The organism is Xanthobacter sp. DMC47 (genome assembly GCF_056313845.1).
This window is the reverse complement of record NZ_JBQUZM010000001.1, coordinates 1,714,092-1,725,303: the sequence shown is the minus strand read 5'-3', so window position 1 is coordinate 1,725,303 and position 11,212 is coordinate 1,714,092. Positions and strand designations below refer to the sequence as shown.

The 11,212-nt window shown below is 68.7% G+C and carries 9 protein-coding genes; 6 read left to right on the top strand and 3 right to left on the bottom strand.

The window, feature by feature from the left end; all coding sequences use genetic code 11:
- Positions 1–73 precede the first annotated feature (73 nt).
- From ACT54R_RS07935 to ACT54R_RS07925, 3 genes are all read left to right on the top strand, one after another.
- Positions 74–496 (top strand): HIT family protein, encoded by a 423-nt coding sequence (locus ACT54R_RS07935; protein ID WP_476325164.1) that lies wholly within the window; start codon positions 74–76, stop codon positions 494–496.
- A 94-nt stretch (positions 497–590) separates the two neighbouring features.
- A complete protein-coding gene (gene nudC / locus ACT54R_RS07930) occupies positions 591–1,529 on the top strand; it encodes an NAD(+) diphosphatase (RefSeq protein ID WP_476325162.1) in 939 nt (312 codons plus the stop codon).
- Positions 1,522–3,324 carry a solute carrier family 23 protein gene (locus ACT54R_RS07925; RefSeq protein WP_476325160.1) on the top strand — a complete coding sequence of 601 codons (1,803 nt, stop codon included), beginning with the start codon at positions 1,522–1,524 and terminating at the stop codon, positions 3,322–3,324. The genes nudC and ACT54R_RS07925 overlap by 8 nt, the downstream gene beginning before the upstream one ends.
- A gap of 33 nt (positions 3,325–3,357) precedes the next feature.
- On the opposite strand, the gene ACT54R_RS07920 is transcribed toward ACT54R_RS07925, so the two are convergent.
- Positions 3,358–4,218: a prephenate dehydratase gene (locus tag ACT54R_RS07920; RefSeq protein ID WP_210254715.1), complete on the bottom strand. Its 861-nt coding sequence runs from the start codon at positions 4,216–4,218 to the stop codon at positions 3,358–3,360.
- 8 nt (positions 4,219–4,226) lie between these two features.
- Positions 4,227–5,012, bottom strand: a complete 786-nt coding sequence (locus tag ACT54R_RS07915) for a 3-deoxy-manno-octulosonate cytidylyltransferase (RefSeq protein ID WP_476325158.1) — start codon at positions 5,010–5,012, stop codon at positions 4,227–4,229.
- A 225-nt stretch (positions 5,013–5,237) separates the two neighbouring features.
- Between ACT54R_RS07915 and ACT54R_RS07910 the strand changes: the two genes are divergently transcribed.
- The 3 genes from ACT54R_RS07910 to ACT54R_RS07900 all read left to right on the top strand — a co-directional run bounded on the left by ACT54R_RS07910 (position 5,238) and on the right by ACT54R_RS07900 (position 10,281).
- The gene (locus ACT54R_RS07910; protein WP_476325156.1) at positions 5,238–5,843 is read left to right on the top strand and encodes a c-type cytochrome; all 606 of its coding nucleotides are present in this window, start codon (positions 5,238–5,240) and stop codon (positions 5,841–5,843) included.
- A 620-nt stretch (positions 5,844–6,463) separates the two neighbouring features.
- Positions 6,464–8,377, top strand: a complete 1,914-nt coding sequence (locus tag ACT54R_RS07905; RefSeq protein WP_476325154.1) for an extracellular solute-binding protein — start codon at positions 6,464–6,466, stop codon at positions 8,375–8,377.
- On the top strand, positions 8,374–10,281 hold the full coding sequence (locus ACT54R_RS07900) for an extracellular solute-binding protein (protein ID WP_476325152.1): 1,908 nt from the start codon (positions 8,374–8,376) through the stop codon (positions 10,279–10,281). Before ACT54R_RS07905 ends, ACT54R_RS07900 begins: the two co-directional genes overlap by 4 nt.
- Before the next feature lie 61 nt (positions 10,282–10,342).
- Here ACT54R_RS07900 and ACT54R_RS07895 read toward each other — a convergent pair whose 3' ends face one another.
- Positions 10,343–11,122 carry a DUF1236 domain-containing protein gene (locus tag ACT54R_RS07895; RefSeq protein WP_476325150.1) on the bottom strand — a complete coding sequence of 260 codons (780 nt, stop codon included), beginning with the start codon at positions 11,120–11,122 and terminating at the stop codon, positions 10,343–10,345.
- Positions 11,123–11,212 lie beyond the last annotated feature (90 nt).

Genomic DNA, 11,212 nt, shown 5'->3' with positions numbered 1-11,212 from the left:
AACCGGCCGAGAACGCGCTTGCGGCGGGGGGCGCCGGGGGGCATCAACCGCCTGTCCCACAGGAGCCCCGCCCATGACCGAAGATGCCTTCGTGCTCGACCCCCGCCTCGCCGCGGACGGCCCGGCCGTGGGCGACCTTCCGCTCTGTCATGTGCGGCTGGTGGAGGATCGTCGCTTCTTCTGGGTGTCGCTGACGCCGCGCCGGGCCGCCATGTCGGAGATTTTCGACCTTCGTCCCGGCGACGGCGCGACGCTGATGGAAGAGATCGCCCACGTCTCGCAGGCCCTGAAAGACATCACGGGCTGCGCCAAGCTGAACATCGCGGCGCTGGGCAACATGGTGCCGCAGCTCCACGTCCACATCATCGCCCGCAACCCCGGCGATGCGGCGTGGCCGGGCGTGGTGTTCGGTGCCGGCGCCCGCGAGCCGCTGGACGAGGCGGAGCGCTCATCCCGCCTTCAGGCCTTGCGCGCGCGGCTGGGTGTGCACGGCTGAAAGGCTGCCCGAGGGACAGCCTTGCCTCCATCCCGGACGCGTGCGACGGTCGCCAACAGTTCGCAGCCTGCCGCCTGCCGGGGTCGTCTGGTCCATGTCCGTCATTACCCGCCCCGCTCTCGGCGCCTGGCCGACCCTCGGTTATGTGGACAGCCCGCTTGACCGCGCCTGCCACCTGCGCGCCGGTGCCGCCGATCTCCTCGGCCATGCCCAAGCCCGCTTCTATCTGCTCGGCGGGGAGCTGGTAGCGCTGAATGGCGCGGGGCCGGTCTTCGATCCCCTGTTCGACCGTGTGGAAGCCGAGGCCCGCGGGCGGGGCGAGCCCTTGTTCCTGGGCATCGAGGGCGACGGCGCGCCGCGCTTCGCCATGGGGTTCGATCCCGCCAACCGGGAGGCGCTGGAGGGCGATGGGCTGACGGTCACCGACCTGCGCAGCATCGCCGTCAGCGGTCTGGTCGCGCCGCATCACCTCGGGCCTCTGGCCTGCGGCAAGGCGCTGCGCGCGTGGCACGGCCGGCACGGCTTCTGCGCCAATTGCGGCGCGGCCTCCCGCATCATGGACGCCGGCTGGCGGCGGGATTGCCCGTCCTGCGGCGCCCAGCATTTTCCGCGCACGGATCCGGTCGTCATTATGCTCACGGCCCGCGGCGACCGCTGCCTGCTCGGCCGGCAGCCGCATTTCGCGCCCGGCATGTGGTCCACGCTGGCCGGCTTCGTCGAGCCGGGGGAGACGATCGAGGAGGCGGTGCGCCGCGAGACGCTGGAGGAGGCGGGAATCGCCACCGGGGCCGTGCGGTATTTCGCCAGCCAGCCGTGGCCCTTCCCCATGTCGCTGATGATCGGCTGCATCGCCGAGGCGACCAGCGAGGACTTGGTGATCGACCGCAACGAGCTGGAGGATGCCCGCTGGTTCGGCCGGGACGAGGTGGCGCTGATGCTCACCCGCACCCACCCCGACGGATTGTTCGTGCCCCCGCCCATCGCCATCGCGCACCATCTCATCCGCAGCTTCATCGAGGGTGGGCATGCTTGAGCCGGTGCCCGATGGTGCGCCGCGCCCGGCGCGCTTCGCCCGTCTGACGCATCTGCTCGACCGCTTTTTCCCTGATTCGCGCCGCGGCACGCGGACCGGCCGCCGACCGCCCTCCCTGGTCTACGGCCTGGACGATCCGGTTCCGCCCGCGGCGCTGATCCCGCTCGCCGCCCAGCACGCCATGCTGGCCGTGACCTTCCTGATCTACCCGGTGCTTGCGGCCACCGAGGCCAAGCTGCCCGCCGACCAGATCTCCGCCATGGTCTCGGCCTGCGCCATGAGCATCGGCGTCGCCACCATCATCCAGTGCATGCGCACCCGCTTCGGCTCGGGCTATCTCGCCGTGCATATCCCGGCCCCCGGGGCGATTCCGCTGGCGGTGCAGGCGCTTGCGCTCGGCGGGTTGGGGCTGATGGCGACGACCACGCTCCTCGTCGGGATCGCGCAACTGTTCATTGCCCGGCTGGTGCGGCCGCTGCGCGTTTTGCTGCCGCCGGAAGTCTGCGGCGTCGCGGTGAGCATGCTCGGCGTCTCGCTGGCGAGCCCGGCGCTGAGGCGGGCGCTCGGGCTCGATCACGGCATGCTGGTGGAGGAAAATGCCGTTCTCTCCAGCCTGGCGACCGTCGGCATTATCGTCGCCATCACCGTGTTTGCGCCGCGGCGGCTGAAGCTGTTCGCCGTTTTCGCGGGGGCGAGCATCGGCTGGATCGTCGCGCTCTCGCTGGGTGCCGGGCGTCCAGAAGCTCCGGAAGCGATTGCCGCCGCGCCACTCCTCGCCCTGCCGACGCTGACGCTGCCGTCCTTCCAGTTCGCCCCCGCGCTATTCCCGCTGATGGCGTTGCTCGTGGTGATGAACCTCGTGGACGTGCTCTCCGTCACCGTGTCGCTGGAGAAGATGAACGACGCCGACTGGCGCCGTGCCCACATGCCGGCGGCGCAACGGGCGGTGACGGCCTGCGGTATCGGTAACATATTGAACGGATTGACGTCGGGCTTCCAGTCGGGCCTCTCGTCGTCGTCCGTGGGCCTCGCCTTTGCCACGCAGTCCACCGCGCGGGTCATCGGCTTCGCTGCCGGCATCATGATCTTCGCCATCGCCTTCGTGCCCAAGGCGATCGTGGCGCTCACCCTGATTCCCTCGCCGGTCATCGGCGGCATCCTGCTCTACACTTCGGCTTATCTGGTGGTGGCGGGCATGGACCTCGTGACCTCCCGCCGTCTCAGCGAGCGCAGGGTGTTCGTGGTCGGGCTCTCGGTGCTGGCTGGCCTTTCGGTGGCGCTCCTGCCCATCACCCGCCAGCTGCCGCTGATGCTGCAGCCTCTATTCTCGACGCCCCTCACGGTCGGCGCGCTCAGCGCCATCCTGCTCAACCTCCTGTTCCGCATCGGCATCGCGCAGGAGGCCGTTGAGGAAGTGCCGGAGGGCGCACACGCCTTCCCCTTCGTGCGGGATTTCCTTGAAAATCAGGGCGATAACTGGGGTGCCCGACGCGACGTGATTGCCGCGGCCATCCCCACCGTCGCCCAAGCGCTGGAACTGGTGGCCGACAGCGGCATCGCCGAAGGTCCCATCGAGCTGCGCGCGCGATTCGACGAGAGTCACCTGGACGTCTCGGTCGTCTATGACGGCATCGTCATGGAGGCGCCGAAGGAGCGCCCCTCACCGGAGGCGCTTCTGGGCGACGCCCAGGAGCAGGCCTCCTTCGCCGCTTACATGCTCACCCATCTGTCCGACCACGTGAGCTTCGGCCGCACCGGCGGCCGTGCCCGCATCATGGTGCGGTTCGATCATTAGGCGTTGCCCTCGCTCAAGCGCCGCGCGGGCTGGTCAGATGGCCGGATCTGCATCTCCGAAGCGCGCCCGGTAGGGGTGCGCGGGATAGACGCCGAGGATGCGCATCTCCCTGGAGAAGAACGCCAATTCCTCCAGCGCCAGCTTCACGGAGCGGTCGTCCGGGTGGCCTTCCACGTCGGCATAGAACTGGGTGGCGGTGAACTGGCCGTCGAGCTGGTAGGACTCCAGCTTGGTCATGTTCACGCCGTTGGTGGCGAAGCCGCCCATGGCCTTGTAGAGCGCCGCCGGCACGTTGCGCACGCGGAAGACGAAGGTGGTGATGACCGGCCCGCGCCCCGCCGGAGCCCAGTCGGCGCCGCGGGTCAGGATGATGAAGCGGGTGGTGTTGTGGGCCTCGTCCTCGATGTTCTCGGCGAGGATGTCGAGGCCGTAGATGTCCGCCGCCAGACGGGAGGCGATGGCGGCCCGCGACGGGTCGTTCGCCTCGGCGATCTCCCGGGCCGAACCTGCTGTATCCGCACCGATAATCGGCGTGAGGGACAGGGTGCGGATGGCCTTGCGGCACTGGCCCAGCGCCATCACGTGGCTCTGCACGGTCTTCAGCGTGGACAGGCTCGCGCCCTTCACCGCCATGAGCTGGTGGGAGAGGGGGAGGAAGTACTCGCCGACGATGGAAAGGCTCGACTGCGGCATCAGATGATGGATGTCCGCGACCCGCCCCGCCACCGAATTCTCTATGGGAATCATGGCGTAAGCCGCTGCCCCGTTCTCCACGGCGGCGAACGCGTCCTCGAAGGTGGGGCAGGGGACGGCTTCGAAGTCGGGGAAGACTTCGCGGCAGGCGATGTGGGAATTGGCGCCGGGCTCGCCCTGGAACGTGATGCGGCGGCTCATGGGAATGCTCATTTTTCCTGCGCGAGGAGGACCCGCGCCCTTTCCAGATGGGACGGGGTATCGACCCCCAGCGGCACCGCGTCAACCACCGCCACGTCGATCCGCATGCCGGCCTCAAGTGCCCGCAACTGCTCGAGTTTTTCCCGCTTTTCCAGGGGGGAGGGCGGCAGGGAGACGAAGCGTTCCAGGGCGGCGCGGCGATAGGCGTAGAGGCCGATGTGGTGGTATAATGGCCCCTCGCCGAAGGGGACCGTGGCGCGGGTGAAATAGAGCGCGCGCAGCAGGCCCGGCGCCAGCGGGGAGCCCACCACCTTGACCACGTTGGGGTCCGTGCGTTCCTCGGCAAGGGTGATTTCAGCGGCCAGTGTCGCGATGTCAGCCGGGGTTTCCAGTAGGGGAATCAGTGCGGTTCGGATGGTGTTCGGTAGAATCGTCGGCAGATCGCCCTGCACGTTCACCACGATCTCCACCTCTCCTGCCGGATCGAGGGTGGTGAGCGCCTCGAAAATCCGGTCCGAGCCGGAAGGGTGGTCGGCCCGCGTCATCACCGCCTCGAGGCCGGCGGCGGTCACCGCGGCGGCGATCTCGGGGGCGTCGGTGGCGACCGCCACCCGGCCGATGCCGGCTGCGACCGCGCGCCGCGCCACCTCGACGATCATGGGGCGGCCACCCACGTCGGCGAGCGGCTTGCCGGGCAGGCGCGTCGCGGCCATGCGGGCGGGGATGAGTACGAGCACGCGCCCGGCCGAATGCCCTGCCGGGGCTGGAGCGGGGAAGGCGGTGTCGGCCGGCATGGCGGGATCCTCGGCGGGTCCGGAAGACCGCGCCGGGGCGGACGCGGGGAGTGGCATTGGGGCGCGCCTTATACGGGTTGCTTCGCTCCGTTCAAAGTGCTTAGTGTCCCCGACGGTTCGTGGGGTTCCCCCGCGCGCCATTCATCGACATGCTTGGGGCCGGGCAGCGCGCCTTTTCGGTGCAGCGTCCGGTGGGACACAGGACCTCCGAGGGGCGTAGCGCCGATGGACAGTTTTGAATTGAACAAGATCGCGGGTGCAGTTCTGGGCACGCTCACGCTGACCCTCGGCCTCGGGATCGTGTCCGAAATCCTGTTCACCCCCGAGGCCCCGGCCAAGCCCGGCTTCGAGATCGCCGTGCAGGAAGGCGCCGGCGCCGCCGCGGCGCCCAAGGCCGCCGCCGAGGTTCCGATCGAGCAGCTCTTCGCCACCGCCTCCGTCGAAAAGGGTGCGGCCCAGGCCAAGAAGTGCGCTGCCTGCCACAACTTCCAGGAAGGCGCCGGCGCCAAGGTCGGTCCCGACCTTTACGGCATCGTCGGCCGTCCGGTGGCCTCCGCCGCCGGCTTCGCCTATTCCGCGGCCATGAAGGCCAAGGGCGGCGACTGGACTCCCCAGGCGCTCAACACCTTCCTCACCAGCCCCAAGTCCGCGGTGCCGGGCACCGCCATGGCCTTCGCCGGTATCCCGAAGGAAGCCGAGCGCGCGGACCTGATCGCCTATCTGAACACGCTCTCGCACGATCCCAAGCCCCTGCCGACCGCCGCCGCAGCGGCTCCGGCCGCTGCGCCTGCCGCCGCCGCTCCCGCCGCGGCCCCCGCCGGGCACAAGTGATCTGAGAGAAGGGTCGGGGCTGCTGCTTCGGCCTGATCCTGCTCTGCCGATAAAGCCCTCTCCCGCCGCGGGGGAGGGCTTTTTCTTTTCGGGGTGCGCCTTCGTCGTCACGCCGTGGCCCTCCGGCTTGACCGGAGGGCCCATATCTCCGCCCGAGCCGGCGGCCGGATGATGGGACAAACGGCGCGATGGGTGGTCCGGTCGAGCCGGACCACGACGGTGTTTGGGGGGGCGCGTGCTGCGTTGGGGGGCGCGGCTCTCCTTCAAGGGGAAAGGGAGTTTGGCCGGTGACTTGAGTGCTTGCGCTCGGTTCGGAGGCACCTCTCATCACCCAGACAAGCCGCGATGATGGTGTTGAGGCTGGAGGCACCGCACCCGCGCCGGCGTCAGCCCCGTCCGTTTCACGCCATTGTCATCCCACCCATGCCGCCCGTCTTCCGCGCCGGCGCTCCCCCGTGGCTCGGCGATCGTGTCGCCTCAAGGCTTCCGCAGCGTCGTGGCCTGCGGAGGCCCATGCCCGCGCCGCCCTCGCCCACCCCGCGTCGCCATGTTTCTGCCGTCGCGGCGGGTGCCATAATCGGCTATTCCCGGATCGAAGCGCGATCCAACCGGAGTTGCCGATGCTTGCGTCCCTCGCCCGCCGCCTTGCCCTCGCTGCCGCGCTGAGCCTTGCCTTCGCCGCGCCCGGCCGCAGTGCGGAGGAGGCGAAACCGGCGCCGGACCCGGCCGCTCCCGCTGCCTCTCCCGCGCCGGCGGCCGCGCCCGTGTTCAGGCATGGCGTGTCGCTGATGGGCGAGCCGGCCTACCCGGCCGGATTTCCGCACTTCAAATATGTGAATCCCAGCGCCCCCAAGGGCGGGCTCCTGCGCCTCGCCGAGGACGGCACGTTCGACACCTTCAATTTCGTGGTTCCGCGCGGCACGCCCGCGGCGGGCATCAATCTGATCTACGACACGCTCATGGTCCCCGCCTCCGACGAGGTGGCGAGCGAATACGGGCTGATCGCGGAGGGCGTGAGCTACCCGGCGGATTTCGCCTCCGTCACCTACCGCATTCGCTCCGACGCGCGCTGGCATGACGGCAAGCCGATCACGCCCGAGGACGTGGTGTTCTCCTTCGAGGCGCTGACCAAGAATAACCCCAACCAGCGCTTCTATTACAGCCACGTGGTTAAGGCCGAGAAGACCGGCGACCGGGACGTGACCTTCACCTTCGATCAGGCCGGCAACCGCGAGCTGCCGCAGATCGTCGGCCAGCTCACCATCCTGCCCAAGCACTGGTGGACCGGCACGGATGCCAGCGGCAAGCCGCGCGACATCGCGCAGGGCTCGCTGGAAGTGCCGCTGGGCTCGGGCGCCTATCGCATCAAGAGCTTCATCGCCGGCCGCTCCATCACCTACGAGCGGGTGAAGGACTATTGGGCGAAGGACCTCAACGTGAACGTCGGAAAGGATAATTTCGACGAGATGCGCTACGAGTATTTCCGGGACGATACGGTGATGCTCGAGGCCTTCAAGGCCGACCAGTATGACTTCCGCGTGGAATCCTCGGCCAAGAACTGGGCGACCGCCTATGACTTTCCCGCCCGCGCCGATGGCCGCGTGGTGCTGGAGATGTTCGAGAACCGCGCCTCGGGCGTGATGCAGGCCTTCATTCCCAACCTGCGCCGCGACAAGTTCAAGGACCCGCGGGTGCGCCGCGCGCTCAACTACGCGCTTGATTTCGAGGGCATGAACCACACCCTCTTCTTCGGCCAGTACAAGCGCACCAATTCCTTCTTCTCGGGCACCGAACTGGCCTCCTCCGGCCTGCCGCAGGGCCGCGAGCTGGAAATCCTCAACAGCGTGAAGGACAAGGTGCCCCCGCAGGTGTTCACCACCGCCTACACCAATCCCGAAAGCGGATCGGAAGAGGCGCGGCGGGCGAACCTGCGCGAGGCCGCGCGGCTGTTCAAGGAAGCCGGATACGAGGTGAAGAACCGCAAGCTGGTGAACGCCAAGGGCGAGCCCTTCAGCATCGAGTTCCTCATCTCCAGCCCCGCCATGGAGCGGGTGGTGGTGTTCTATCGCCCGGCGCTGGAGCGGCTGGGCATCGAGGTGAACATCCGCACCGTGGATACCTCGCAATACATCAACCGGGTGCGCTCGCGGGACTATGACATCATCGTCTCCGGCTGGGGCCAGTCGCTCTCGCCCGGCAACGAGCAGCGCGAATACTGGGGCTCGGAGGCCGCCGACCGGGACGGCTCGCGCAACCTCGCCGGCATCAAGGACCCGGCGGTGGACGCGCTGATCGAGAAGGTGATCTACGCCACCGACCGCGCCGATCTCGTGGCCGCCACCCACGCGCTGGACCGCGTGCTCCTGTGGAACGAGTACGTCATCCCCGCCTGGGGGCTGAACTACACCCGCACGGCGCGGTGGGACCGCTTCGCCCATCCCGCCCAGCTGCCCACCTATTCCTACGCCTTCCCGGACATCTGGTGGTTCGACCCGGCCAAGGCCTCGAAGACCGGCGCGGGGGCGGGCAAATGAGCCTGACGCGCCGCGACCTGCTGGCCTCCTCGCTGGCGTCTTCCTGCGCGCTCCTCGTGCCCGCGCTGGCCCGGGCGCAGGGGGCGGTGTCCGCCCCTCCCTCGGCGGCAGAATCCACCGCCAGCGAGGGCGGCGTCTCGGCCGGGGCGGTGGAGCGGCACGGCCTCTCCTTCTTCGGCGATCTGAGGTATCCGGCCGGATTCCCCCATTTCGACTATGTGAACCCCGCCGCGCCCAAGGGCGGCCCCTTCTCGCAGATGGGCCGCACCACCTATTACAATCAGGCGCTGACCACCTTCGACACGCTGAACCCCTACAATCAGCGGGGCAACGGCGCGCAGGGCATCGAGCTGATCTACGATACCCTGATGACCGCCGCCGGCGACGAGAAGAGCGCCATGTATGGGCGATTGGCCTCGTCCGTGGTGATCTCGGACGAGGGGCTGACGTATCGCTTCAAGCTGCGGCGCGAGGCACGTTTCCATGATGGCACGCCGCTGACCTCGGCGGATGTGGTGGCGACCTTCGAGGCGTTCAAGGCGGAGGGCTACGAGACCATCCGCATGGCGCTGCGTGACGTCACCTCCTTCGAGGCGGACGGGCCGAACGAGGTGGTGTTCCGCTTCAAGCCCGGCCGCGCGCGGGACGTGCCGCTCACCGTGGCGGGCCTGCCCATCTTTTCCAAGGCGTTCCTGGCGAAGCACCCCTTCGGCCAGTCCTCGCTGGAGGTGCCCATGGGTTCGGGGCCGTACCGCATCGGCCGCTTCGAGCAGGGGCGCTATATCGAGTACAACCGCGTGCCGACCTATTGGGGCCGCGATCTGCCGGTCATGAAGGGGCGCTTCAACTTCGATCAGGTGCGCTACGAATATTTCCGCGACCGGGTGGCCGGCCTCGAGGGCTTCAAGGCGAAGGCCTATCTCTTCCGCGAGGAATTCACCGCCCGCGAATGGGCCACCGGCTATGATTTTCCCGCCGTGCGCGAGGGGCGAGTGAAGGTGGAGACCCTGCCGGACGAGAGCTTCTCCGGCGTGCAGGGCTGGTTTCTCAACACCCGCCGTCCCAAGTTCTTCGACCGCCGCGTGCGCGAGGCCATCGGGCTCCTGTTCGATTTCGACTGGACCCGCAAGAACCTGATGTACGACAGCTACACCCGCACCGTATCCTTCTTCCAGAATTCGGAGATGATGGCGCAGGGCCTGCCCTCGCCGGCGGAGCTGAAGCTGCTCGATCCCTTCCGCGACCGCCTGCCCGAGGAAGTGTTCGGCGAGCCCTACGTGCCGCCCCAGTCCGACGGCTCCGGCGAGGACCGCAATCTGCGCCGGCAGGCCCTGAACCTCCTCAAGGAGGCGGGCTACAGCGTGCAGCAGGGCAAATTGATGGATGCGAAGGGCGAGGCCTTCACCATCGAGTTCCTCGACAGCGACGGCAGCATGGAGCGGCACACCGCGCGCTTCATCGGCCATCTGAAGAAGGTGGGCATCGACGCGACCTTCCGCATAGTGGACCCGGCCCAGTTCCAGCAGCGGCTGCAGAATTTCGACTTCGACCTCGTGGTGCGGCGCTACAGCTTCGCGCCCTATCCGGGGGACGAGCTGCGCGCCTATTTCTCCACCGAGGCGGCGCGCACGCGCGGCTCCTACAATGTGGCGGGCATCGCTGACCCGGCGGTGGACGGCCTCATCAACGATGCGCTGGCCGCCGCCGACGCGGCCGCCCTCGTCACCGCCTGCCGGGCGCTGGACCGGGTGCTCCGGTCCGGACGCTACTGGATACCCCAGTGGTATTCCGGCCAGAACCGCATCGCCTACTGGAACCAGTTCGCCCGCCCGGCGACCAAGCCCCGCTACGAGCTGGGCGTGCTCGACACCTGGTGGAGCACCGGCACCGAGCCCGCCCGCTGAGGGTAAAGGACGCGAAGCGGCTGCGCGACGGTGCCGCGCAGCCATGTCCTGCGGTCCCGCGTCAGGATGTGATGATGGTGACGATCTTGTAGTCGGACGGCTGCACGATCACGATCCGCCCGTCCCCGAGCACGAAGAAGCGGTAGCCGCGATATTGCGGCACGACCTCGATCACGCTCGGCGGCAGCGGGCGCAGGTCCACCGTCCGCGGCACCTCCACACCCACATTCACCTGGAAGTTCACGTCGCGCACCGGCGCGACGTGCTCGCGGGTGATGGACTGGTGGATGGTGGTGCGCTTCTCGGCGGTGAGGTTGACGCTGCCGGTGGCGTCGGCGCCGCCCCGGTTGCCGCCGGCCCGCTGGTCCATGGGCTCCCGGCGATCCTGCGTATTGCGGCCGGGATCGTTGGGCTGGGTCCGCTGCTGGCCTTCCGCGTTGCGGTTGGCCGGGTTGTCACCCGATGGACCGCCCTGGGTACGGGGCGAGCCCGCGTTGGGCGCCGCATTCGGCGACACGTCCGTGCGGCCGGGGCGGGACGAGTCCGCGCCATTCTTGCCGCCGGGTGTCTGGGCGCGGGTCTCGCCGGGGGACCCGTCCCGCGGAGCCGCCCCGCTTTGCGTGCCAGGCGCCTGAGAGGTGGGCCCCTGAGCTGCGGGGCCCTGAGCTGCGGAGCCCTGAGACCCGGCGCCCTGCGAGCCCGATCCCTGCGATGTGGCGCCGGCAGCGCCGGTTCCGCCGGAGCCGCTCGATCCACCCGAGCCTCCGCTCTGGGCATTTGCGGCGGTGGCGGCCATCAGGGCCAGGGTCAAGCCGGTACAGGCAAGCAGTGCCTTGCGCATGTGATCCTCCTTATTGGCGGGTTTGGAGGCCAAGTTTTCTCATCTGAACCTCCACATTATCTGTGCTGACGCGCAAAAACCGGGCGCAAC

Excerpts from the sequence above, each read along its gene's own strand:
- ACT54R_RS07935 (WP_476325164.1), top strand. The coding sequence starts at position 74 with ATGACCGAAGATGCCTTCGTGCTCGACCCCCGCCTCGCCGCGGACGGC.
- nudC (WP_476325162.1), top strand. The coding sequence starts at position 591 with ATGTCCGTCATTACCCGCCCCGCTCTCGGCGCCTGGCCGACCCTCGGT.
- ACT54R_RS07925 (WP_476325160.1), top strand. The coding sequence starts at position 1,522 with ATGCTTGAGCCGGTGCCCGATGGTGCGCCGCGCCCGGCGCGCTTCGCC.
- ACT54R_RS07920 (WP_210254715.1), bottom strand. The coding sequence starts at position 4,218 with ATGAGCCGCCGCATCACGTTCCAGGGCGAGCCCGGCGCCAATTCCCAC.
- ACT54R_RS07915 (WP_476325158.1), bottom strand. The coding sequence starts at position 5,012 with ATGCCGGCCGACACCGCCTTCCCCGCTCCAGCCCCGGCAGGGCATTCG.
- ACT54R_RS07910 (WP_476325156.1), top strand. The coding sequence starts at position 5,238 with ATGGACAGTTTTGAATTGAACAAGATCGCGGGTGCAGTTCTGGGCACG.
- ACT54R_RS07905 (WP_476325154.1), top strand. The coding sequence starts at position 6,464 with ATGCTTGCGTCCCTCGCCCGCCGCCTTGCCCTCGCTGCCGCGCTGAGC.
- ACT54R_RS07900 (WP_476325152.1), top strand. The coding sequence starts at position 8,374 with ATGAGCCTGACGCGCCGCGACCTGCTGGCCTCCTCGCTGGCGTCTTCC.
- ACT54R_RS07895 (WP_476325150.1), bottom strand. The coding sequence starts at position 11,122 with ATGCGCAAGGCACTGCTTGCCTGTACCGGCTTGACCCTGGCCCTGATG.